Consider the following 25,020-nt stretch of genomic DNA (forward strand, 5'->3'; position numbering starts at 1 on the left):
AATTATCCCGTGATCCCAGCACTTTTCAGCATGGCATCCAGTTTGGGTTCGCGGCCACGGAAGCGGACGAACAGCGTCATTGGATCTTCAGAACCGCCACGGGACAGGATATTGTCGAGGAATGACTGGCCAGTTGTACGGTTGAAAATACCTTCCTCAGAGAAACGGGAGTAGGAATCTGCTGCCAGCACGTCAGCCCACAAATAGCTGTAATAGCCCGCGGCATAACCACCGTTAAAGATATGGCTGAAAGAGTTCGGGAAACGGTTCCACTCTGGTGATGGTACAACAGAAACCTGTTCTTTCACGGAGTACAGCGTTGGCAGGATTTGAGCGCCTTTTGCCGGATCATATTCAGCATGCAGGCGGAAATCGAACAGCCCGAACTCCAGCTGACGAAGGATAAACATTGCGGACTGATAATTCTTCGCTGCCAGCATGTTATCCAGCATTTCCTGTGGCAGAGGTTCATTCGTCTCGTAATGACCGGAGATAAACGCCAGTGCTTCCGGCTCCCAGCACCAGTTTTCCATAAACTGACTTGGTTGTTCTACCGCATCCCACGGAACACCGTTAATGCCGGCAACATCCAGTGTTTCGATTTCGGTCAGCATATGGTGCAGGCCGTGACCAAATTCATGGAACAGCGTTATCACTTCATCGTGAGTAAACAGAGCAGGTTTGTCACCCACGGGTTTATTGAAATTACAGGTCAGGTAAGCAACTGGTTTCTGCAATTCACCGGAAGCAAAACGCATTCTGCCGGCACAGTCATCCATCCATGCGCCACCACGTTTATGTTCACGGGCATAGAGATCTAAATAGAAGCTACCGCGCAGTTCCCCTTTTTCATCATACAGCTCGAAGAAACGGACATCAGAATGCCAGGTTTCTACATCGTGGCGCTCTTTGGCGGTGATGCCATAAATGCGGCGAACAACTTCGAACAACCCTTCAACGGCACGTTGTTCAGGGAAATAAGGGCGCAGTTGCTCATCATCAATGGAGAAATGATGCTGTTTCTGCTTTTCGCTGTAGTAGGTGACATCCCAGGCTTCCAGCTTATCAACACCGTAATGTGAACGGGCAAAGTTTGTCAGTTCTTCCAGCTCTTTCTTGCCCTGACCATGCGCACGGTTAGCCAAATCATTCAGGAAATCGAGTACCTGCTGAGGGTTTTTCGCCATTTTGGTAGCAAGGGATTTTTCTGCATAGCTTGCGAAACCCAGCAATTGAGCGAGTTCATGACGCAATGCCAGCATCTCCGCCATAATAGCGTTATTATCCCATTTCCCGGCATCCGGCCCTTGATCGGATGCACGAGTCGTGTAGGCGTAATACATTTCCTGACGCAGTTCACGGTTATCAGCATATGCCATGATGGGAAGATAGCTTGGCATATTCAGCGTCAGTAACCAGCCTTCCTGCTCTTTGGCTTCTGCGGCGGCTTTGGCCGCAGCTTTGGCACTTTCAGGTAAGCCAGCCAGAACGTTTTCGTCGGTGATGAGCTTAGACCAGCCCATCGTGGCATCCAGTACATTATTGCCGAACTGGGAACCAAGCTCTGACATACGAGCTGCAATTTCACCGTAGCGTTTCTGTTTTTCTTCCGGTAAGCCAATGCCGGATAACTCAAAATCACGCAGAGTATCTTCGATAGACTTGCGTTGTGGCTGGGACAGTGAATTAAAAGTCTCACTCTCTTTTAGTGACTTATAAGCCTGATATAGCCCTTTATGTTGCCCAAGCCAAGTGCTGAATTCGGAGAGCAGAGGCAGGCTTTGTTCATAGGCTTCACGAAGCTCTGGGCTATTTTTGACAGAATTCAGGTGCCCGACTGGCGACCACATACGGGAAAGTTTATCTTGCTCTTCAGAAAGCGGCTGGCACAGACTATCCCAGGTAAAAGCGGAGTTCTCAGTTAAAATTTTCTCAATGACCTGACGGTAGTTTGCCAGCGTTTCTTTTACGGCAGGAACGACATGTTCAGGTTTAATGTCAGCGAACTTAGGCAATACTGAAGATGTCAGTAACGGGTTAGTCATAATGAGCGCCTTATCTTTGTATAGGGGTATAAGCTGTTATCAGCCTGATATCCCATTATGGGGTATTGAGGATAGATGGGGATAAAATAGCGTGAGTTCAATGCTTAGTTGCGTATGCCGCTAATGTCATAGTTTTAGATCCAGCCATTTTTGCTCCATATGCAGGGCAATTGTTGTCGCTACGACATTATCAATGCCTAACTCATGAGCAATTATCGGAAAACGGCGTGTTTCAGCATAAATTTCTTCGAGCATGTTTATTAACGGATTAATAGAAGAAAATCCAGCCTGCCCTGCCAATTGTTCTAATGCAGAAGAAGTAATGACTTTACCATTACCATTAAATGAAGTCATATGTTCACCATAAGGAGATGGCATATACACAACATCATAAAATGGCGAAATACGCCAGTTGTCAGCATCGTCAGCCAAATAAGCAAAATTTTTGGCGTGATCATCCTGATTGACGGTCAGATAATTAAATAGAGCACGTTTCACTAGTTTCTGAGCTTCCTGTACACCACATAAATGTCTTGTGACTTTAACTAAATCAACATAATCCAAAGACGGCTCCCGGAACGGTGCATCCAGCAGCCCACACGCTGAAATCATGTGATAGCGACCTTGTCCCGGGCAACAATCAAAACGTGTTTGTTGTAACCAGAAGTGACCATTTCCCACATCCAGTAATTCGAAATCAGGTACTTCGATCCCAATATTTCTGGCCATTTTCATATAGGCATATTCAACAAGGCTTTCCGAGTATTTCAAAGAAAATTGTGCAGAGGTTAGTTTGATAAGCAGCTTTTCCCCAATGGCATCAGTCCGGGTTGAAAATCGACCATCTGTACATTTTGTCATATTGAGCTTGGGACGAGCGCCACCTGAACCACTGGCATCTATCAGAGAATGCAGAAAATGAGAGTCTATACCTTCAAATTCTTTAACGGCTTCTTTGCCAAGCGTAATAATATCGATATCTCTTTCATCTGGACTGAAAGCGTGCGTAGCAGGTTCATAATAAAGCGCTCCAGAGCACCGCTCACCAAGATACGCCAGCCGTTCCAATGCTGTCACCATTTTGGGATTATAGCCATTTTCCCGAAACACACGGTCCATTAAATACAGCCCCCAGCCATCGGGCAGGCTGTCACCAAACACGCCATGTAATCCATAATGAGGTTCTTTGGGGGCTTTTTGTAATGAAGTATCCGCGTTAATCAAAAATGGAGAAAGAGATTTAGGATGAGCTGTAAGATAGGTTTCATCATATTGAAAATAAACTCCTGTTTTATTCTCTGCTAATTGCCCGACTAGCACGCTGTTACCATCGGACAATTTTCTCCTGACATTCAGAGGGGTATTAAGCATTTTTCAGTACCTCAGCAATGGTGGTTGGTTCACGCGGATGTTCTTTGGTGAGTTCATGCAGGGGATGCAGTCCGTCCACTGCTTCCAATAACATGAGGAATTGTCGTAATGAAATATTACCGGTACGCTCAAATTTTCTGATAGTGCTATACGGTACGCCGGAACGGTTGGCTAACTCTTCAACAGACGATTTTTGTTGTTTCCGTTGCCGCTTGATAAAATCTTTTAATTCATGTTGCACATCATAGGCGGTGTAGAGAGAAAACATACGAATACCTCTATTGCTAATTTTGCTACTACTGTAGCAAAAATGTGATCTATTTCGTATGATTTTGTCATAATAGTAGCATTTTATTGATAGAGTCAATGCGGCCTGTTTTGGGTGGCAACACAGGGAAAATAGTCATCATAAAAAAAGCCAGCAGATGACTGTACTGGCTCATTGATAATAGTGATCTGAATATATGGTGCGGATCATATTTATTCATAACTTAAATAAGGCACTGTTATCAGCGCCTTATTATTGATTAAAAAATAATTATCCGGTAATGCCCAGTCTTTTCAGTAGTGCATCCAGTTTTGGTTCGCGGCCACGGAAGCGGATAAACAGTGTCAGAGGGTCTTCTGAACCACCGCGCCCCAGATAATCATCAAGGAATGACTGACCGGTTGTGCGGTTGAAAATACCTTCTTCAGAGAAGCGTGAATAAGCATCTGCTGCCAGTACATCAGCCCACATATAGCTGTAATAGCCCGCTGCATAGCCACCATTAAAGATATGGCTGAAAGAGTTCGGGAAGCGCTCCCAGTCTGATGACGGAACGACGGAAACATGTTCTTTCACTGACTCCAGTATTGGCAGGATCTGTGCCCCTTCTTCCGGGTCATATTCAACATGCAGGCGGAAATCAAACAGGCCAAACTCCAATTGACGCAGCATCTTCATGGCTGCCTGATAATTCTTCGCTTCCAGCATATTATCCAGCATTTCTTTCGGCAGAGGTGCATTTGTCTCGTAATGACCTGAGATAAATTCCAGTGCTTCCGCTTCCCAACACCAGTTTTCCATAATCTGGCTCGGGCACTCTACGGTATCCCACGGTACGCCGTTAGTGCCGGCAACATCCAGAGTTTCAATCGTAGTCAGCAGTGTTTGCAGGCCGTGTCCAAATTCGTGGAACAGCGTTGAAACCTCAGAGTGTGTAAACAGCGCAGGTTTACCGCCTACAGGCCCACTGAAGTTACAGTTAATGAAAGCAACGGGTTTCTGCAACTCGCCGGAAGCAAGGCGCATTCTGTCAACATAACTGCTTTGCCATGCTCCGCCTTTTTTACCTGCGCGGGCATAGAGATCCATATAGAAACTACCAAGCAGTTCCCCTTTATCATTATGAAGCTCAAAGAAACGGACATCAGAATTCCAGGTATCTACATCGTTACGCTCTTTGGCCGTGATGCCATAAATGCGGTGAACAACTTCGAACAGCCCTTCAATGGCGCGTTTTTCCGGGAAGTAAGCACGCAGTTGCTCTTCATCAAAAGAGAAATCGTGCTGTTTTTGTTTTTCGCTGTAATACCTTACATCCCAGCTTTCCAGCTCATCAACACAGTAGTGGGATTGGGCAAACTCGCAAAGTTCTTCCATCTCCCTTTCACCCTGTTCATGGGCGCGGTCAACCAGACCGTTTAAGAAATCGAGCACTTCCTTAGTTGTCTTCGCCATTTTGGTTGCGAGAGAATTTTCAGCGTAGTTTTTAAAGCCTAACAGCAGAGCAAGTTCATGACGCAGCGCGAGAATTTCTTCCATAATCGGGTTATTGTCCCACTTACAGGCATTCATACCCTGATCAGAAGCACGAGTCATATAAGCTGTATAGACTTCTTCACGCAGCTCACAGTCATCGGCATAGCTCATCACTGCACTGTAGACTGGCGGATCCAGCGTCAGTAACCAGCCTTTTAAGTCTTTCGCTTTAGCGGCAGCTTTGGCTGAACTTTTTATGTTTTCAGGTAAACCAGACAGATCGCAGACATCAGTGACGAGCTTTGTCCATCCCATTGTGGCATCCAACACATTGTTGCCGAAGCGGGCGCTCAGCTCAGACAAGCGAGCCGTGATTTCACCGTAGCGTTTTTGTTTCTCTTCCGGTAATGCAATGCCGGAAAGAGTGAAATCAAGCAGCTTATCTTCTACAGCTTTACGCTGCGGTTGAGACAGTTTTTCAAACTCAGGACTTTCTTTCAGTGACTTATAAGCCTGATATAACCCTTTATGTTGACCCATCCAGGTTGAGAACTCAGAATTCATTGGCAGGCATTGTTCATAAGCCACCCGGAATTCTGGTGTATTTTTGACAGAATTGAGATGAGATACAGGAGACCAGACGCGCTCAAACTGATTTCTTGCCTCAGAGATTGGCTGACATAAATTATCCCAGGTAAATTGACTATTTTCGTTCACCACTTTCTCAATTACCTGACGATATTTAGCCAGCATTTCTTTCACCGCGGGTACAACATGTTCTGCTTTAATAGAAGCGAATTTTGGTAGTCCAGAAAAATCTAATAATGGATTAGTCATAATGAGCACCTTATTAGTATTAGTGTAATTGGGTAATACCGATGTCCCAAGGAGTTGTTGTTGAAAGACGGGGATAAGATATCGTGAGTTAAATTTAAAAGCCGCATTTTTCTTTGAATAATAATGCTCTTTTTATATCAGTGATCTGCGAAGTGATGTTATAAGAATAAAAAATAAAATTAAATGACAGAATAAATTAAGTGGCAGGGAAAATAAAAAGCCAGCAAATTTAAATGCTGGCTTAATAAAAATTTATTAAATAATAAATCTGATTTTAGATAGGTTTCTCTATTGAGTTATAAAGCGTATCCAATTGATTAATTCGTTGGCGATAACTATTGGTCAGGCAGGATATATTAGCTCCACATTGCTGACGCTGTTTCAGCCATGCCTGCTGACTATTATACATCTCTCCTGATACACCCATTGCAAATAATCCGCGTAGGAAGTGATACTTCACACTCATCTCTACATCCAAATCATTCAACTTCTGGCTGGCACAAATTGCCTTTTCATCAGGAGCTTTGGCTTTTGCACAATCAAAGCTGGCAGCTAGGCTGAGTGGAGACAGCAGGAATAATAAAAACAGCATATACCGCATTATTCTTCCTTATCCGGAGGAACGACAGGCCCCGGCCCCATTGGTAATTTGGGTACTTTAGCATCTTCATAATTGAAGGATTGTGGTTTACCGGTTGCATCGAGCTTGCAGGAAAACTGAATATCTTTCCAGCCATTATCGGTCCGATACATACCAGCCCCGACTAATTCTGAGGAATTCATTAATTTGATGCTATCTGGTGATACATCACCAAGGAAAACTTTATCAGCATCTTTGTGATGTTGTTGAATAATCGGTAAAGCAAAAGGACGGCAAATAAATTCAGCGATTTTTTTTGCATCTGACCACTTATTTATATCTTTTAGTGCTGATTTATCGATAACTTGTTTATCAATTTGTTGCTGAAGGTATTTTTGCTGATTCTGAGATAATTGAACTGGGGAAGATTCGGCTTGTATGGTAGAAGAGAAAACCAGACAACTGATACCAAGACAGGTTAAATATTTTGCATAATACATGGCAAGATACTCCGAATAGGTAATCGAAATAAGTATGGCACAGGTTTTCAGGCTGTGCCATACTTATGTTGTGTCCATATCTTTGTCGTATAGTGTATATATAGAATGTGCTAACTCAATTATATATAAATCATCTTAATTCATATATAAATTATTTGGTTATCACCAAAGTATTTACAGATGAATCATGACTGACATAACCATCACGACAATTTGACTCACTATCATCACAAACAAAGTTAACCGGAACCTGACAGTTTGTCCCCGGTGTTGGATAAAAATAAGTTCTCCATCCATCTTCCATATCGATATAGTCAGTCAACAATTTTACATTACAATATTTTTTTTCTCCGTTTGGTGCATCATATTCAATATTCCATGTCACCCATTTAGCTGATGCATTGCAATTATGAAATATATTATCATCATCTTCTAAATTGAAGTGTTTTTCCTCATAATGAGATAAAGTAAACTCATCTTCTGGCCCGGCACCATACATACATTCATATTGATCACGTTTAATTTTAACCACAGCGGTCTCACTGGCATTTAACACGTACATGTTATAATATGCAGAGTATACAGATGGCTTACTCGTTGTACTTTTATTTTCTGTTTTATGAATTCCTTGGACGATATTTTCTTTTGTTAAAGCGTAGTTAGAAATAATTATCAGGCTTAAAGATAAAGCATAAGCTATATGTCTTTTTAGTAATTTCATTCTTATTTCCCCCTATGAATCTAATTAGAAAATTATATTTTTTAATTAGTTATTTCCATAGTGAACTGTGCTCCATCATGACTTGAAAAACCATCCCGACAATGTGCAGTATTACCATCACAGATAAATTTAACAGGAACATCGCATTCTGTACCCTTTTCAGGAGTAAGATAGGTTAGCCACCCTGCAAATATTCCTCCGGCAGGTTTTGTGAGTAGTGTTGCACTACAGGTTGTTTTTTCAGAGTCTGGCTTAATATATTCAATAGTCCATGTTTCTATTTTTTTCTCTCGATTACAATGATGAAGGACATTATCATCATCTTCTAACCTAAAATCTCTTTTGTTTTGAGGGGGTAAAGAGATATTCTCTGGCCCTGGTTCATACATACACGTGTACGTTTTACGTATAATGTTTACGTTGGCAGTTTTGCTCTTATTATTAATGTGCATATTATAATATGCAGAAAACACAGAGGGTTTACTGATATTATTTTCTGGCTTAGGAAAAGATTGTGTTGTGTTGTTTTGAGCTAAAGAAAAATTAGAAAATAATAATAAAATTAAAGACAAGGTATGTATGTTTTGTATTTTAAATGATTTCATATTGATTTCCTATTTATTATTTGTGTTGATTTTTAAAATTACTCACAAGGGAGTAAGTTAGTATAATAACAAGAGATTTAAATTAAAAAGCTGTGATTTTTAAAATAGATAGTTGTATTTTTTTATTTAAGTATAGCAGGGATTAATAAAGGTAAAGTTTGATTTGGGATTTTATTTTTTTCTGGTGGGAGGATGATGGTTTATTTATTATTTCTGTTTGTTGTTTATATCATGCCTCACTTTTATTCTGTGAGGCATGAAGTTTTAAGTGGTATATAAACAATGTATTATGTATTATCAAAATACATAAAAAATATTGCTATGTTGAAATTAAATAAACCGACTCATAAGGTTTGATCTTAATTTCTTTTTCCACGGTGACGGGTGATGGATAATTACTGATTAATACCTGCCATTCTTTTTGTGTAAGTTCAGGCTCTGGTGACCAAAGCTGTGTTTCGTCACTAAGATTGGCAATAACCAGTAAAGTCTGATCCTGCCAACGTCGCAGGTAGCACCACAGAGACGGGTGCTCAGGCAAAAGATCCAGATAATCACCATAAGTCAGTATGGGCTGTGTTTTTCTTAACTGAATTAAATCCTGATAGCAGTAGAATACAGAATCTTTGTCCTGTAATACGGATTCTGCATTGATTTCACGGTAATTATCGCTGGTCGCTATCCACGGAGTACCAGAGGTAAACCCAGCATTGTCAGTGTCATCCCATTGCATTGGCGTTCGGCTATTATCACGGGATTTTTGCGCCAGAATTGTCAGTATTTCTTCTGAAGACATACCTTGTTCAATGCGTTCCTGATACATATTCAGGCTTTCAATATCCCGATATTCTTCAATGTATTTAAAGTGAGGATTGGTCATACCAAGCTCTTCACCTTGATAGATATAAGGTGTTCCCTGCATTCCGTGTAGCACCATGGCTAACATTTTGGCGGATGCTTTATGGTGCTGTTTTTCATCCCCGAATCGGGAAACAATGCGGGGCTGATCGTGATTACACCAGAAAAGAGCATTCCATGCTTTCTGATGCATCCCTTGCTGCCAGACCGAGAAGATCTTTTTCAGTTCAATATAATCTGGTTTTGCATGTGTCCATTTTTCCCCATTCGGGTAATCAACTTTCAGGTGATGAAAATTGAATGTCATGGAGAGTGCATTCCCATCCAGTGAGCTATAACGAATACAATGTTCAAGGCTCGTGGAAGACATTTCACCGACGGTCATTAACGCTTTAGGCTGGAAAACATCACGGCTCATTTCCTGTAAAAATTCGTGTATCCGTGGGCCATCGGTATAAAAACGGCGCCCATCACCACGATCATCGTCAGGGTAGTCCTGCTGTTTTGAGACAAGATTAATGACATCCAGCCGCAGTCCATCAACACCACGGTCAGCCCAGAATTCACAGACTTTTTTCAGCTCAGCACGAACGGGTTCATGTTCCCAGTTCAGATCAGCCTGTTCGGCGGCAAACAGGTGGAGGTAATACTGTTGGCTCGCTGCGTGCCATTGCCACGCGTTGCCGCCAAACTTGGATTTCCAGTTATTAGGGGGATTATCCTGCCCGCCACCCTCTTTCCAGATGTAAAACTGACGGTAAGGATTATTGGCGTCCTGCGCGGCTTTAAACCACGGATGTTCCGTTGAAGTATGGTTGAAAACCATATCTAAAATGATGCGAATACCACGGCGATGGGCATTCTCCACCAAATTATCAAAATCTTCCATCGTGCCATATTCAGGGTTAATTGCGCAGTAGTCGGCAACATCATAACCATTATCCACCTGTGGAGAGGGATAAATAGGGGTGATCCAGATAGCACCTACTCCGAGGTGCTGTAAATAATCCAGACGTTGGGTGATCCCGTTAATATCACCAGTACCATTTCCTGTACTATCCTGAAAACTCTTTGGATAAATCTGGTAGATAGCGCTGTCTAACCACCACGGTTGTTGTTCAGTCATAACAATACCTTATAAAACTATATCCTATTAACCCGCGGCTTCATTGTTGATCAATTCTTCTTTGCGTTCGTTCCTGCGATACATCAGAACAGTCAGTGCCATTGGTACAATAATTACAATCAGCATAGCGAGAAGGTAGATCATCCAGAATTGAGGTTTGATGGACAGAATACCCGGTATACCTCCGACCCCGATACCATTGGAAGTCACGTGGTTCAACCCACATAGCAAGCCAGCCAGACTCGTTCCAATCATCGCGCAGAACATCGGGTAACGATATTTCAGGTTAATACCATACATGGCTGGTTCAGTAACGCCGAGGTAGGCTGAAATTGCCGCAGGAACGGAAAGCTCACGCTCATTTTGTTTTTTGCTTGCCCAGATGATACCGATAACTGCGGAACCCTGAGCAATATTAGACAGGGCAATAATCGGCCAGATAGGGGTTCCGCCCGTGCTTTGGATCATTTGCAGGTCAATCGCCAGCGTTGTCTGATGTACACCGGTAATCACCAGAGGAGCATAGAAGAAGCCAAATAAGGCAGCACCGATAGGTGCAAAACTGCCGGTCATCAGCCCTTTGACGCACCAGGCCACACCATCACCAATTGAACGCCCAATCGGGCCGATAATTGCATGGGCAAGGAAAACGGCCAGCAGCAGGGAAACAACCGGAACAACCACCAGATAAAGATAATCCGGCACCAGTTTCTTCAGGCGTATTTCAATCCAGCCTAAGGCTAACCCAGCCATCAGAGAAGGAATAACCTGTGCCTGATAACCTACTTTGGAGATGGTAAACCAACCGAAATTCCAGACTTCGGGGATTTGTTGCCCAAGTTGATAGGCATTCATTAATTGTGGGGAGACTAGTGTGATCCCCAGAATAATCCCCAGAATGGGCGTTCCACCCATTTTTTTAACGGCAGACCAGCAGATCCCGACAGGGAGATAGAAAAATATGGCTTCACCGATAAGCCAGAGGAAATCATAGATGGTTTGCCAGATTGGATATATATCGGCAAGGGGTTTTCCGTCACTAAATGGAATGCCGCCGATCAGATTTCGAAGGCCTAATATCAGACCGCCGCTGATAAGGGCTGGCAATAATGGAAAGAAGATCTCAGCAAAATGTGAAATTGCATTTTCATACCATTTCATATTTTGTCGTGCAGCCTGCTTAACTTCTTCTTTATTTGCTGACTGTTTACCGGTTGCGGCAAGCAGGGCTTTATAATAAATATCGACATTCGTTCCGATGACGACCTGAAATTGCCCGGCATTAGTGAAACAGCCTTTCACCATTGGTAACTCTTCAATGGCCTTAGCATCAGCGTTTTCCGGGGTATTAAGAACAAATCTGAGCCTGGTGATACAGTGGGTTACGGAGGCAATATTCTCCTGCCCTCCGACTAATCTAATAAGATTATCAACATCCTTTTGATTTATTGATTTTTTCTTCATGCCTTTTCTCCTTTCTATGGCAGGAGTAGTAAATAACGGAAATAGGTACTAACAGAATGATTACTTTTATGATGAGATAATTCATAGAGTGAATTAATAACCAGCCCATCCTAGTCAGATTTCAGAATTTTGAATATGAAAAGATACGTTGTTTGAGTTTTGGATCACATTTTATTCTACTAAATTGAAAATATAATAATTTTCATATTACTTTAATTTATTGTTTCAGGAATTTTAATTCACCTAAGAATTAATGTGTTTGATTTATGGGTTTTGTTGTTTTTATATTTATTTTTTATTAATTATCAAATGAAACTTAATATTATGATTTTACTGGTATGAAAACCCGTTTCACTGGAAAGCATATAGGTTAAACGGGCTGTTGGTTATTTATTTCGGTATTGTTTATGGATCCATTCCATCATAAGGTATTATAAAAAAAGGTTCGCACTCTTTCGCTTTACATCCGAGATAAATGATTTTTTCATCATTGGTAAACGTGGTTATGCCACCACCATTGATATGAAAGTCCCATATTTCGTTGTTTAATTTCGCTCTGCCAACTATATCGCAGGGAGTTTGGTAAAACTCCCGATAGGGGGAATGTTCATATTGCTCGCTTATTTTAAAAATTTTATCTATGACTTTTTTGTTTAAATTCCATTTTTTGCACTCCTCTATAAGAAGATTATCACTAGGGCTAGTGCGGCTATAATTTTCAGATATTTTTAAAACAGGATTGTTGATTACTTCGATTTGGTTTTGATTTGCATGAGAATAAGGGATTGATATTACCAAAGTAAATATAATAGATTTTAGGGCATACTTTATCATTTTATATATCCATACATTTTTGTTTCATGATTTGGCTAATCAGAGAATTATACGTCATTATCTGATTAACCAATTTAAGGATAGTACCCAATATTCATGCTATTTTCATCAATAACGATACCGCCACCACCACAGTTAATACCATCTCCTTGTTGTAAATATTAATCTGTAAAATTAATTTCGCTGGAATAACGTAATTTGAAGCCCTGCCGGAGCTTCTAATCGGCTGTTAATAGAGTGAAATGGCGTTTGGCGTGGGGATCCAATGACCTCTGCCCCAGATTTTTGCAAAAGAGATGTTGTTTCAATAACATCATCAACTTCAAATGCTACTCGTATCCGGCCTGATGCTTTTCTACCGACCTCAATTTTATCGATATAATTAGCAGTAGAAGGTTCTACAAGTTCAAGAGTTGCCTTCCCTGCTTCTAATATGGCAACTTTCCCATTATCTGGAGGGACTGAGTTGATTTCATTTAGTCCTAGGATGTCACGATAGAAAGAAAGTGCTTCGTCAAAATTCTCAGTCATTACAACTAAACGTAATTCTTTTACAGTTTTTTTTATCATCATATATTTCCGCCAAACATGAATTTTTATCATTGATATTTTCGAATAGATAAGAAAATATCATTATAAATCTGATACCATCAAGGTCATTATTTTCAGCAAAAGATGATAATAACTTAATATGCAAAGACGATTACCACCTTTGGGAACTCTACGTGCTTTTGATGCTGTTGCTCGTTTAAAAAGTTTTAAATTAGCAGCGGAAGAATTAAATGTATCTCCTACAGCTATTAGTCATCAAATACGGCTGCTTGAGGAGCAGTTAGCGATATGTGTTCTTAAACGTTCGCCACGTTATGTTGCTTTGACTGAGGAAGGAAAAATATTACAAAAAGCCACGAGTCAGGTATTTTTATTACTCCAATCTGCTATTAATGAAATGAGGTTGTTACATAGCTCTTCACCTTTTACCCTAACTACGACTACAGCATTTATTACTTGTTGGTTGATTCCTCATCTGGCTGAAATACGTCATCAATTTCCAGATATTGATCTGCGGCTACATGCAGATGATTGTCCTGTTGATTTAGACGCTACCGGAATCGATATGGCTATTCGCTATGGTTATCCACCCAGAGATACTTTAAATATCCATATAATTTTGGAGGATGAGTTTGTTTTGGCCGCTAGCCCAACTTTCAAAATAAAATCACTGGAAGATCTTCATAATGTACCTTTGATTCATACTGATGGCCGTCGTATTCCACAACCATCTCCAGACTGGGATATCTGGCGTTCCTGTTTTGGTCCCAAACAATTGGAAATTGTTCATGGAGCACGATTCACTGATGAAACTCATTCTATACAAGCTGCAATAGCGGGCGAAGGAGCAATCATTACTAGTCGCTTAATGATTCAGAGGGAGCTACGGGCTAATGTATTGGAAGTGCCTTTTGTTAATAAACTACCGGGTGCTATGTACTATGTAATGGGGAATAAGAATAGCAAACATACCAGAGTAATTGAATATTTCTGTCAATGGCTTATGGGAAAAATGAAATTAAAATAATGGGTTAAATATACTTATTTCAATGTTATCGCGTCCGATATTCCCTACCGGACGCCAGATATTATTAATGCGTAACAAGATTAATAAATATTTGTGCTCCAACCAGCAGGCAGTCATCGTCAATAAAATAAGGATTGGAATGCGGGAAGTTGTCTATTCCTTTTTCTTTATTTCCGCTACCGAGGAAAAACATGGCACCTCTGCGATCTTTGGTGGTGTTAATCATGTAACTGAAATCCTCACTGCCTGTTGCTGGGCGGATGTTAGCGATTATATTTTCTGAGGGCAGGAATTTGCCGGCCGCTTCGATGATACGCTGGTAAGCGTAAGGATGGTTTTCCACTGCTGGGTAAGTTGCGTAGCTTACTGTAGTTCTGAAACCGCCCGCTTCGCTGCGGGCAATAATTTCCTGAATACCATTTTTGAGGATTTGGTCAGTTTCCTTATCCATCGTCCGAATGGTTCCTTGTGCCTGAGCATGGGCTGCGATGGCATTGGGAATGGTTCCGCCGTTAATCATGCCGCAAGTGAGTACTGCCGGGCTGAACGGATCTGTCTTTTTCGCGACAATATAGTCCATATAATCAATAATGCGACACATCTCCCGAATGGCATCCAGCCCTTTTTGTGGTGCTGAGCCGTGGGCAGAAATACCGTAGACATCCAGAGTCCATGTCGTCCCCCACGAGGTAAGGGTGCCGCTTGTCAGAGCGATAGTGCCTGTATCCTCAGCACCATCGTTATGCAAGGCATAGACTTCACTGACACCGTCCATACACCCCAGCTCAACCATTTTATCTGCGCCCGGAATGCGCATATCTTCCTCTGCCATCTGGAAGATAAAGCGCACGTTGACGTTCATCTCATGCTGATGCTGTGACAGGTAATTGGCGGCAGTCAGTGCAACTGTCATATGGATGTCATGACCACAGTTATGCGCACAGCCTTCATGAACAGAGCTGTGGTCATTATTGGTCAGATCGGGCATTGCGAGTGCATCCATATCGGTACGAAATGCAAGCAGAGGTTTGGCTGGATCAATAATTAAATCGGCAGTAAAACCAGTATAATCTGAATAGTTTTTGATGGTGTAACCAAAGAATCTCATTAAATCAAGGCAATATTTTGACGTTTTAAACTCACGACCGGATAGTTCAGGAATTTTATGGAGATCCTGACGAGTCTTTTTGCTGAATTGTTCTAATGAAAATAGCGTATCGCTGACATTATATTTATTCATTATCTAACCCCTTTTACGCTGAATTTATTTGAGTCATGAAAGAAGTATCGAAAAAAGGTAATAAATAGAAACTATCATGAAAAGCATGGTCATTTGCCATAATATTTTTTCTCGGTTTCTTTTTCTTATCGTCAGATCTAGGGGGGTTGTCGTATGTGATGGATGAGACACTACATTTTAGGATATAGAGCGGGAACAACAGTGCATCGACACGATCACTGATTGTAAGAGAGATCGTATTGATCCAGATGGGGGCAATAAAGGATCTTTAATGCTGAGAGTATAACCGACCCTGAACTTATAAAAGATCGGCTTCCTGTAATGGGGCAAAATATCATTCAGTTTATGCTGTTGGTTTGATATCCATAATAGTTTCAATGGCGCCGCTGCTTAAGAGACGCTGTTTATTAGGAACAGCCTCAATCAAATGGTTGACTGGCAAGACTCGGATACCTGAGCCCAAAAACACCGGTACCGTGGTAATAAACAGTTGTTGTAATTCTCCGGCATCGGCAAAGAATGCTGCCGTTTCTCCACCACCAATAATCCATACGTCTTTATCCTTAGCGGCAGCCCGCGCTTTGGCGGCAATTTCACTGGCAGGATCATGAGTGACAACGGCATTAATTTCTGCCGGAACGGGTAAATTTCTGGAGGAGAGAATAAAAGAAGGGATATTCTGATATGGCCAGTGACCAGCCGTATTCTTCATAATCCATTCATAAGTTCCAGCCCCTATAATGGCTGCTCCGATACCCTGATAAAAGGTTTCATAAGGTGTGGCATCATCGCTGAGAGCAAATGTCTCCAGCCAGCCTAACTCATGATTCTCTGTAGCGATATAACCATCCATTGTTGCAGCAACATAATAAATGAGCTTTGACATATCTTTCCTCATTTTACTTTTTAGGATTTATGAATATTTGGAAAACCCAGTTGGTGTTGAGATAATTTTTTTTGTTACATTATTAATAACTCTATCAGGGGAATCGAAAATGGATTAGCTTTTTAAAGTAATATTTTAGAACAGCATGTTTAAAATTGATGTTGGTCACATAAAGTTTTGAAATAAAGAGTTTGTCTATAATTTTTTATGTATTAACTGTCACAACTACTACAAATTTTAAATAAAGCAGGATGAATAAATTGATTTGTAACCATGCAGTATGGTTGCTTTAATCATCCAGTTTTTATCGATAATATATTGATTAATCAATCACATTAAATTCACGTTAAGGATAAATGATGGCTATTGGATACTTCTTAGTTGTTGGGGATAAAACAACATGTGGTGGTGCAATTTTAACGGGCAGTAGTACAGTCACTTTTTACGGTAAGCCGTCTGCTCTTGAAGGTTCAGAGGTCAGTTGTGGCAGATTTGCCGGTAAATACCGGATTATCGGCGGTGTCAGTGGTTTTATCAATTATCAGCAAAGAATGGCAGGAACGCTGGATAGCCAGAGTAGTTGCCCTTGTCAGGCTGGCTTGATTCAGTCTATTCCTGATTCCTATGCTAAATAATGACGGTTTGTAACTAATTATGCCATTGCAAATATCTCCGATGGCATTTAAGAGATTAAATAAATAATTTATGTTATTGACAATTAGCTTTTAAAATATAAAAGATATGACCAAAAATAAGAGGTGTCTTATTGGATTGTTGTTTAATTTGTTTATAGGATTACTCTTATTGAATAAGATAGGGCAGAAAACGGATTTAACCAAAATAGAAAGGATAACAAATTATGTCTAGATTTATTGTTACACGGAATAACGGAAAAGCGCTTCTCGGAACTGAGTTTCATCTGACTCCGGGTAATACACTGACATTAAAGATTGATGGCTTAAACCTCAATACCAGAAAGCACCTTAAGTTTCTGTCAGAGAATGGTTTGGTAACTATTTTTCAGCGTGATAATCCTCAGATGAGAGAGCAAACATTGCAAATAACGGCGATTAATATAGGAGTAAGTAAAGTTAAGGCGGTTGATACAAATATTGATTTCTGTCCTAATTTTGCTCAGGGTGTTGCTGAAGATTGCTTTCCACATTTAACGATTAATATCGTACCTAAAATATCGATCCCCGCTGATCTTACTGCTGAGCAGAGAGCAATGCTGATGGTGTTGTTGGCAGAAACAACATCACCAGATACAATCGGTGGAAAGTATGATGAAAAAGAAGCTAAAGACACTATGCAGTATATGCATGATGTATTATTAAACAGAGTTAAGTCTCCTAAATCACATGAGCTTGATGTTCCAAAACACGGAAATAAATTAATTGGATTAATTTCAGGCCCTAGAACAATAAAAGGTTTTAGTCAATATCCCAACATTGAATCAGGTATAAAAAATAGAATTAATGGTATGTTAGTTACTGCAAATGATGGAACTCACGATAATTTTTTAGCTTATCGTAGATTAATTATAAATGCTATCAGCATAGCAAAAAGTAATAAGGTTTCTAATACAGAAGTTATTGCATGGAGAACAGCAAACCGTACTTCTCCTGGTAAAAACTTCATAAAAATGTTTTCATTGCAGGGACAGGATTTTTACAAATTATCAGAAGGTTACCTTAAGTAAGGAATTTAATATGAAATGTTTTATCTTTACTTTCATGATGTTTTTTTCTTTATCAGTTTTTTCAAATCAAGATGAATTGGATTTCAATACTTGGGAAAAAACGGGTGGTTGGGGAATATATTATAAAAACCCAGACAATAGATTTAACCCATTAAAAATAAAAAAATACGAAAAATATTATCTTCCATCATTGAGTTATCTTATTAACTCTTTTGATATGAGAAATGAAGATAATAAATACTGTTTAATTGGTTATCAATTTCATAAAACAAAAGGACATGATGAATTTGAAAGCGTTATTATTTTTTGGGAAAATGCTAATTATCTGATTGATTGGGTTATACCAGATAGTGGAGATAACTATAATTATAAGGCAATTTTATTTAGTAAGCCATTCATTGATATGAAAGATTCAGTTGTCCCTTACAAAGAAGCCGAAGGCGCGCAGGCTTTATGGGCAAAAGAAGGTGTTATTCAGATGATGGAAGATTGTGAGTTACATGGTCAAAAAATAACGATAAAACCTTCTGAGGTGGTTGATATTAAATAGTATTGAGGCTGCTCGCAGCCAGCGAGCAGTAGGAACCATTTTACAATTGATTCTTAGGCACAAAATCGTCACTAAAGACCATCCGCTTACGTCCCGGTTCTATTTCAGTCAACGGTTCTACCTGCCTCAATGTATTTTTACAACGTGTTACTAAATCTTGATATTCCCGAGTGCTGATCCGCTTCCATTCCAGTTCCTGCTCGGTCAAAGTACGCAAAGCGCGGGCGGGGGTGCCGACGATCAGCTGATTGGCGGCAAAAATTGCTTCTGCCTTGATAAAGGCCATTGCTCCCACGATACAGTTTTCACCAATTTCCGCGCCATCCATCACAACTGAATTCATGCCAACCAAAACATTGCGCCGGATTTGGCATCCATGCAGTATCGCCCCATGCCCGATATGACCGTTTTCTTCAACCACTGTGTCCTGTTGAGGATAACCGTGCATGACGCAATTATCCTGAATATTCGAACCATCCATCACCACCAGCCGACCGAAATCACCACGCAGGCTGGCATTCGGGCCGATATAAACCTGCCTGCCAATAATGACGTCACCGACCAGAACAGCGGTAGGGTGAACATAACTACTGGGATCAATAACCGGAGTTAAACCATCAAGTTGATATACAGGCATAAGTATTTCCTCAAACAATTGTCAGACGTTACTAAGAACCGCTGTGTAATCCGCCAAAACGACGATAGTACGCAGCAGCAGGCTGGGGCAATTTACCTATGGTGGTTTCACATTGTTGACCAATGTATCGTGTTGCGGCAGGGCCAATACGCTGGTAGATGTTGATGCATAAATTCCGGGCGATTTGGCCTTCCCACTGTGCAGGCAACAGTGCATTCGGTAATAGTGGATCACGCAGTACAACACGGCGGTAAAAGTGGATAAGCAGAAGGCGTAACTGGAAACAGCGCTCTGGTGTCAGTTCGTCTGCATTACAATCTTGCAAGAGTTTCATCAAGGGCCGGAATGTGATGATAAATTCATGATAGTGCTCAGCAACCTGCTCCAGCGACCAGCTGGCTGATACCCGTTCTTTCAGGCTCTGTTCGGAGCGGGGATAAGGATAATCTGCCCGGAAGTAGATCACGGAATCACTGGCGTTGAGTTCTCCGAGCAGGGCCGGAATATCACTTTGTGAACTGCTGGGGGCTGCCATTAATGTGCTGTTGAGTTGACCAAACCCAAACCAGTTCAGCTCTTTTTTCAGGCGGGTACGCTCCTCTTTACCGGTTTCTTCCAACAGCAATAAATCCCATTTGCCATCCCATGCCGGTTGTTCTCTGAGATAAATTTTACTTTCTGCATGACGGAATTGGTTCATGCCCCGCTCAGTGATGCGGTAATAACTGCGACGACCTATTTTCTCTACCTCCAGCCAACCCTCTTTTTGTAAACGAAATACAGATGTCCGGACAAAACGGTCACTGAACCCCAGTGGTTCCAGCAGAAGGCTGAGACTACCCAGCCAGACTTCACCTCCCCGATGGCTGAGCGCATCGCCATACAGGGAAATGATCAGCGATGTTCCGCTAATCGGCTGGGCATCAAGGGCATGTCGAATAAAATCGTCGAGTTTGTGTGTCATATTTTGTTATTGTCTGAGCGCAAATGAGTCATGACAGTAGCATAAACAGGTATCCCAGTCGTTATTGTATTGTTGGAATATTATTTCTGCTGACGGTGGTCAAGAACCCGAACCGCTTTGCCTTCGGAACGTGGAATATCCCCGCAGTTAACGATACTGACTTCGGTGCTGATCCCTATCATGGCCTTGATGTGATGGCGTAATTGGTGGCAGATATCGCAGCGTTGCTGGATACTCAGTTGCGCTGGATCTTTCAGTTCGACCTTGACGGACAGGCTGTCATAATTCCCAACGCGGTTCACTTCCAGTTGATAATGTGGCGACAACTCGCTGAAACGCGTGATCTGTTCTTCTACCTGTGATGGAAAGACATTGATGCCACGGATGATGAGCATGTCGTCGGAACGTCCGGTAATCCTGTCCATGCGCCGCATATTGCGGGCGGTTCCCGGTAACAGGCGTGTCAGGTCGCGGGTACGGTAGCGGATCATCGGCATGGCTTCTTTGGTGAGTGTGGTAAAAACCAGCTCACCATTCTCGCCGTCCGGTAATACATTCAGGTTGTCAGGGTCGATCACTTCCGGATAAAAATGGTCTTCCCAAATAGTCGAGCCATCGGCATATTCCAGTGATTCCATGGCGACACCCGGCCCCATGATTTCGGACAAACCATAAATATCCAGCGCCTTGATACCCATACGAGTTTCAATTTCATGCCGAAGCCCTTCAGTCCACGGTTCAGCCCCGAAAATACCGACCCGCAGAGAGCATTGTCTGGCATCGCCTCCCATTTGCTGTTCCAATACATCCAATAGTGTCAGGCAGTAAGAGGGTGTCATCATAATGACATCGGGTTTAAAGTCGCAGATCAGCTGTGCCTGTTTTTCTGTCTGCCCGCCAGACATCGGGATCACGGCAGCCCCCAGACGCTCAGCGCCATAATGTGCTCCCAGACCGCCAGTGAACAGGCCGTAACCGTAAGCGACATGTATTTTGTCTTTGGCTGTTGCTCCGGCAAAACGCAGGCTACGGGCGATCAGATCAGACCAGTTGTCGATATCTTGCTGAGTATAGCCAACAACGGTCGGACGCCCTGTCGTTCCGGATGAAGCATGAATACGCACAATTTTTTCCATCGGAACGGCAAAGGTATCAAAAGGGTAGTTATCCCTCAGATCCTGTTTGGTGGTGAAAGGAAATTTAGCGATGTCTTCAAGCTGCCGGAAATCATTGGGGTGAATACCAATCGCATCAAATTTACGGCGATACATTGGCACGTTGTTATAGGCATGATGCAATGTCCATTTCATCTGCTTAAACTGTCGCGCCTGAATTTCGTCGCGTGAAGCAAATTCAACAGAATCGAGATTGGCCTCGGGATGTGGAGTGAAGCTTGAGTTGAGGTGCTGTACGTTGTTGCTCATAATTCCCGCCCTTTTTGTTGGTTTAACTGTATCAGGCTGTTTTTATTGTTATATGCAGGTGTTGGTTATGAAATACGTTCAATAATCATGGCAATTCCCTGCCCAACGCCGATGCACATAGTGCATAAGGCATAGCGTCCGGCCCGCCGTTCCAGTTCAAGCGTTGCTGTCAGTGCAAGCCGGGCACCACTCATTCCCAGCGGATGCCCCAGTGCTATCGCACCGCCATTCGGGTTCACATGTTCTGCATCATCCGGTAATCCCCATTGGCGCATCACGGCCAGTGACTGAGCTGCGAAGGCTTCGTTCAGTTCGATCACATCCATCTGATTCAGACTCAGCCCGGTGAGTGCTAACACTTTGCTCGTGGCTGACAGTGGCCCAATCCCCATAATGCGCGGTTCAACACCGCTGGTTGCGGTTGCCACAATACGCGCTTTAGGTATCAACCCGTGTTTTAATGCTGCGGCTTCTGAAGCGATAATCAGGGCGGCGGCTCCGTCATTGACGCCGGAAGCATTACCGGCAGTGACGGTGCCTTCAGTCCGGAATGGTGTTTTCAGCTTTTGTAATTGCGCTAATGTTGTTTCAGGGCGGGGATGTTCATCCTGTGAAATAAGCGTGTCTTCCCCTTTTTTCCGGCGATCAGGCAGGGTAACAGGGGTGATCTCTTCGGCCAGAATGCCTTGTTGCTGCGCTTTAGCGGTACGTTGCTGGCTGCGCAGCGCGAAAGCATCCTGAGCATCCCGGCTGATTTCAAATAGGGCCGCAACATTTTCTGCGGTTTCCGGCATCGAATCTGTACCAAATTGTTTCTGTATCAGCGGATTAATGAAACGCCAGCCAATTGTGGTATCAAATATCTGAGCCTGACGGCTGAAAGCCGTTTCCGCTTTTCCCATCACTAATGGGGCACGGGTCATGGATTCCACACCACCAGCCAGTATCAGCTGAGCTTCATCTGCTTTGATACTGCGGGCAGCAAAAGCCAGTGCATCCAGACCGGAGCCACACAATCGGTTGAGAGTTGTGCCGGGAACGGAATATGGCAGGCCAGCCAGCAATGTCGCCATGCGAGCGACATTGCGGTTATCTTCACCGGCCTGATTTGCACAACCGAGAATGACATCATCAATCGTTTGCCCGTCCAGTCCGGGATAACGTGCCAGCAATGCCCGTAGCGGCAGAGCGGCCAGATCATCAGGGCGCAGGTTGGCGAGGGCTCCCCCATAACGGCCGATAGGTGTACGCACTCCGTCACAAATAAATGCATGGGTCATGATTTTTCTTTCCTGATTGCTTTAGTAGGAGTCGTTGTTTTGGCGGGTTCTTCTAAAACAGAATGACCCAGACGGTGAGAGTGACCACGGAAAAAGGCCACCGTTTTGCCATTCTGATTGGTAATTTTGACATCATATAACCCGTTAGTTTTGCCCTGATGCTGCACTGACGCGTTAGCAGTAAGCCGGTCACCATTAAAAACCGGATGGATGAAATCGATATTACAGCCGGAAGCGACAGCCGCAATTCCCTCACTGTTGCAGGCATAGGCAAATGCGGTATCTGCCAGACTGAATATAATGCCACCATGACAGGTCTTATGACCGTTAAGCATGGTAGGTACAATGGTCATGCTTAACTGAGCAATCCCGATGTCGATATAGTCAATCTGCATTCCCATATGATTAGCGCAGGCATCTTTGGTATACATGGTCTCAATACAGTTTCGGGCAAGTTGCTTCGGGGAAGTATTCGTTTTATTAGGCATGATCTTTCTTCTTATGTTGATATTCATGTTGCCGGAGAGATGGAGACTGTAATGTGACATGGCCCGCCGCCAGCTGCCGAAGCAGGGGAGACGGACGATAACGGGTTTCCCCGTAAAACTGCTGTAAGTTTTCCAGTGTATTGAAAATATGCTGCCAGCCGAGCTGAGTTCCCCATGCCAGTGGCCCGATGGGATAATTCACACCACGGCACATTGCCAGATCGATATCTTCCGCGCTGGCAATGCCTTTATTAAGCGCATCCAGCGCTTCGTTGCACAGCATTGCCACAGTCCGCATCGTCAGCATGGCCGGATAATCCGGCAGTAAAATGACCTGCTTGCCGAGAGAATGGAGAAAACGGGCGACTTTTGCCGTTTGTTGTTGAGTGTTCTGGCTGGCTGCACTTATTGTGATTATCGGAGCTGCATGATGATTGGCAGACAGATCAAACTGTACGACCGGAGCCTGAATTTCATCAGCCAGTTGGGAGCTGGTTTTTCCGGTTGCCAGCATAAATAGAACATCATCAATCTGTAATGCAGGTGAAGATAATGGGATATTGTATTTTTCCCCGCAGAATACCCCGTTTTCCTGTAATTTTTCCTGTAACAGAGCGGCAAAATGCGGCAGGGCAGACCAGTCTCCGCTCGCATTTATTTGTGCTGATGTGATCGGCTCAGCGGCTTGTATTTCTTCAATCTCAGGAAGTAATTGCGGTTTTTTATCTGTGCTATTTTTTTCTGCATTATTGGTGTCGGAATAGAGATAAAACCCCCGGCCACTTTTACGCCCCAGATGATTAGCTTCCACCAGTTCTTTTTGGCGTAATGATGGCTGAAAGCGGGGATCACCGTAGAACGCGTGAAACAGGGATTCAGTAACAGCGTAATTAACGTCATGTCCGATTAAATCAGTCAGCTGTAATGGCCCCATAGCAAAGCCGCCGGCATCCTTTATGACGGCATCCAGTGTCGCAGGTGATGCGATCTGCTCTTCCAGTGCACGCAGGGCTTCGGCGTAAAAAGGCCGCGCAATGCGGTTGACGATAAAACCGGGTGTAGAGCGGCAAATGACTGGCTGTTTTTGCCAGTTGATCATGAGGTATTTAAGCGTTGCGATAATTTGTGGGCAGGTTTCCAGCCCTTGCACGATTTCCACTAGTTTCATTAGCGGAGCAGGGTTGAAAAAATGCAGCCCGGCCATGCGTTGAGGTTTACTCAGAACACGGGCAATAGCCGTAATCGACAGCGATGAGGTATTACTGGCAAAAATGGTTTGTTCTGAACACAGGGATTCCAGCTGGTGGAATAGTTTTTGTTTGGCTTCCAGCTGCTCGATAATCGCTTCAATCACCAGTATACAGGGAGCTAATGCCTGTAATGAGTCAACCAGAGTGATGCGTTGCAATAGCGCCTGAGTTTTGTCTGCATCGGCTTTACCTGCTGCGACACGCTGATGCAGGCGGATATGGAGTGTATCCAGCGCCCGTTGTGCGGCTTCATCATTAGCGTCAAATAGCAGGACGGAATGTCCTGCTAGTGCTGCAACCTGAGCAATGCCGATACCCATCGTTCCCGCGCCAAT

The 25,020-nt window shown here is 42.9% G+C and carries 24 protein-coding genes; 4 read left to right on the forward strand and 20 right to left on the reverse strand.

Features of this window, described 5'->3' with window-relative positions:
- Positions 1–2: 2 nt before the first annotated feature.
- The 12 genes from prlC (Xsto_RS09465) to Xsto_RS09520 form a co-directional block, all read right to left on the reverse strand.
- Entirely contained in the window at positions 3–2,045 is a 2,043-nt protein-coding gene (prlC, locus tag Xsto_RS09465) for an oligopeptidase A (RefSeq protein ID WP_099124903.1), read from the reverse strand.
- A gap of 126 nt (positions 2,046–2,171) precedes the next feature.
- Positions 2,172–3,416, reverse strand: a complete 1,245-nt coding sequence (locus Xsto_RS09470; RefSeq protein WP_099124904.1) for a type II toxin-antitoxin system HipA family toxin — start codon at positions 3,414–3,416, stop codon at positions 2,172–2,174.
- A complete protein-coding gene (locus Xsto_RS09475; RefSeq protein ID WP_099124905.1) occupies positions 3,409–3,684 on the reverse strand; it encodes a helix-turn-helix domain-containing protein in 276 nt (91 codons plus the stop codon). The genes Xsto_RS09470 and Xsto_RS09475 overlap by 8 nt, the downstream gene beginning before the upstream one ends.
- A gap of 270 nt (positions 3,685–3,954) precedes the next feature.
- Positions 3,955–5,997, reverse strand: coding sequence for an oligopeptidase A (gene prlC, locus Xsto_RS09480; protein WP_099124906.1), 2,043 nt, complete (start codon positions 5,995–5,997; stop codon positions 3,955–3,957).
- A gap of 274 nt (positions 5,998–6,271) precedes the next feature.
- Positions 6,272–6,598 (reverse strand): lysozyme inhibitor LprI family protein, encoded by a 327-nt coding sequence (locus Xsto_RS09485; protein ID WP_099124907.1) that lies wholly within the window; start codon positions 6,596–6,598, stop codon positions 6,272–6,274.
- Positions 6,598–7,077, reverse strand: a complete 480-nt coding sequence (locus Xsto_RS09490) for a hypothetical protein (protein ID WP_099111003.1) — start codon at positions 7,075–7,077, stop codon at positions 6,598–6,600. The genes Xsto_RS09485 and Xsto_RS09490 overlap by 1 nt, the downstream gene beginning before the upstream one ends.
- 151 nt (positions 7,078–7,228) lie before the next feature.
- Positions 7,229–7,798: a hypothetical protein gene (locus Xsto_RS09495; RefSeq protein WP_099124908.1), complete on the reverse strand. Its 570-nt coding sequence runs from the start codon at positions 7,796–7,798 to the stop codon at positions 7,229–7,231.
- A 41-nt stretch (positions 7,799–7,839) separates the two neighbouring features.
- Positions 7,840–8,403: a hypothetical protein gene (locus Xsto_RS09500; protein WP_099111001.1), complete on the reverse strand. Its 564-nt coding sequence runs from the start codon at positions 8,401–8,403 to the stop codon at positions 7,840–7,842.
- Positions 8,404–8,722: 319 nt separating this feature from the next.
- The gene (treC, locus tag Xsto_RS09505) at positions 8,723–10,387 is read right to left on the reverse strand and encodes an alpha,alpha-phosphotrehalase (RefSeq protein ID WP_099124909.1); all 1,665 of its coding nucleotides are present in this window, start codon (positions 10,385–10,387) and stop codon (positions 8,723–8,725) included.
- 27 nt (positions 10,388–10,414) lie between these two features.
- Positions 10,415–11,851, reverse strand: a complete 1,437-nt coding sequence (treB, locus tag Xsto_RS09510; protein WP_099124910.1) for a PTS trehalose transporter subunit IIBC — start codon at positions 11,849–11,851, stop codon at positions 10,415–10,417.
- Positions 11,852–12,256: 405 nt separating this feature from the next.
- Entirely contained in the window at positions 12,257–12,685 is a 429-nt protein-coding gene (locus tag Xsto_RS09515; RefSeq protein WP_099124911.1) for a hypothetical protein, read from the reverse strand.
- A gap of 174 nt (positions 12,686–12,859) precedes the next feature.
- On the reverse strand, positions 12,860–13,258 hold the full coding sequence (locus Xsto_RS09520) for a VOC family protein (RefSeq protein ID WP_241537989.1): 399 nt from the start codon (positions 13,256–13,258) through the stop codon (positions 12,860–12,862).
- Between the two features lie 118 nt (positions 13,259–13,376).
- On the opposite strand from Xsto_RS09520, the gene Xsto_RS09525 reads away from it, so the two are divergent.
- On the forward strand, positions 13,377–14,264 hold the full coding sequence (locus Xsto_RS09525; RefSeq protein ID WP_099124912.1) for a LysR substrate-binding domain-containing protein: 888 nt from the start codon (positions 13,377–13,379) through the stop codon (positions 14,262–14,264).
- A 64-nt stretch (positions 14,265–14,328) separates the two neighbouring features.
- Here the strand turns inward: Xsto_RS09525 and Xsto_RS09530 are convergent, their stop codons facing one another.
- The gene (locus Xsto_RS09530) at positions 14,329–15,507 is read right to left on the reverse strand and encodes a M20 metallopeptidase family protein (protein ID WP_099124913.1); all 1,179 of its coding nucleotides are present in this window, start codon (positions 15,505–15,507) and stop codon (positions 14,329–14,331) included.
- A gap of 340 nt (positions 15,508–15,847) precedes the next feature.
- On the reverse strand, positions 15,848–16,390 hold the full coding sequence (locus tag Xsto_RS09535; RefSeq protein WP_099109569.1) for a dihydrofolate reductase family protein: 543 nt from the start codon (positions 16,388–16,390) through the stop codon (positions 15,848–15,850).
- Positions 16,391–16,749: 359 nt separating this feature from the next.
- On the opposite strand from Xsto_RS09535, the gene Xsto_RS09540 reads away from it, so the two are divergent.
- The 3 genes from Xsto_RS09540 to Xsto_RS09550 all read left to right on the forward strand — a co-directional run bounded on the left by Xsto_RS09540 (position 16,750) and on the right by Xsto_RS09550 (position 18,642).
- A complete protein-coding gene (locus Xsto_RS09540; protein WP_099109568.1) occupies positions 16,750–17,025 on the forward strand; it encodes a PAAR domain-containing protein in 276 nt (91 codons plus the stop codon).
- A gap of 224 nt (positions 17,026–17,249) precedes the next feature.
- On the forward strand, positions 17,250–18,092 hold the full coding sequence (locus tag Xsto_RS09545; protein ID WP_099124914.1) for a hypothetical protein: 843 nt from the start codon (positions 17,250–17,252) through the stop codon (positions 18,090–18,092).
- A 10-nt stretch (positions 18,093–18,102) separates the two neighbouring features.
- Positions 18,103–18,642, forward strand: coding sequence for a hypothetical protein (locus Xsto_RS09550; RefSeq protein WP_099124915.1), 540 nt, complete (start codon positions 18,103–18,105; stop codon positions 18,640–18,642).
- A 40-nt stretch (positions 18,643–18,682) separates the two neighbouring features.
- Here Xsto_RS09550 and paaY read toward each other — a convergent pair whose 3' ends face one another.
- The 6 genes from paaY to Xsto_RS09580 all read right to left on the reverse strand — a co-directional run bounded on the left by paaY (position 18,683) and on the right by Xsto_RS09580 (position 25,005).
- Positions 18,683–19,279, reverse strand: coding sequence for a phenylacetic acid degradation protein PaaY (gene paaY / locus Xsto_RS09555; protein ID WP_099124916.1), 597 nt, complete (start codon positions 19,277–19,279; stop codon positions 18,683–18,685).
- A gap of 31 nt (positions 19,280–19,310) precedes the next feature.
- Positions 19,311–20,243 (reverse strand): phenylacetic acid degradation operon negative regulatory protein PaaX, encoded by a 933-nt coding sequence (gene paaX, locus Xsto_RS09560; protein ID WP_099124917.1) that lies wholly within the window; start codon positions 20,241–20,243, stop codon positions 19,311–19,313.
- Positions 20,244–20,323: 80 nt separating this feature from the next.
- Positions 20,324–21,667 (reverse strand): phenylacetate--CoA ligase PaaK, encoded by a 1,344-nt coding sequence (gene paaK, locus Xsto_RS09565; RefSeq protein ID WP_099124918.1) that lies wholly within the window; start codon positions 21,665–21,667, stop codon positions 20,324–20,326.
- Positions 21,668–21,732: 65 nt separating this feature from the next.
- A complete protein-coding gene (pcaF, locus tag Xsto_RS09570) occupies positions 21,733–22,947 on the reverse strand; it encodes a 3-oxoadipyl-CoA thiolase (protein ID WP_099124919.1) in 1,215 nt (404 codons plus the stop codon).
- Positions 22,944–23,435 carry a hydroxyphenylacetyl-CoA thioesterase PaaI gene (gene paaI / locus Xsto_RS09575; protein ID WP_099124920.1) on the reverse strand — a complete coding sequence of 164 codons (492 nt, stop codon included), beginning with the start codon at positions 23,433–23,435 and terminating at the stop codon, positions 22,944–22,946. Before paaI ends, pcaF begins: the two co-directional genes overlap by 4 nt.
- Entirely contained in the window at positions 23,428–25,005 is a 1,578-nt protein-coding gene (locus tag Xsto_RS09580) for a 3-hydroxyacyl-CoA dehydrogenase (protein WP_244590369.1), read from the reverse strand. The genes paaI and Xsto_RS09580 overlap by 8 nt, the downstream gene beginning before the upstream one ends.
- Positions 25,006–25,020 lie beyond the last annotated feature (15 nt).

Source organism: Xenorhabdus stockiae (assembly GCF_002632825.1).
In the GTDB taxonomy this organism is placed as follows: domain Bacteria; phylum Pseudomonadota; class Gammaproteobacteria; order Enterobacterales; family Enterobacteriaceae; genus Xenorhabdus; species Xenorhabdus stockiae.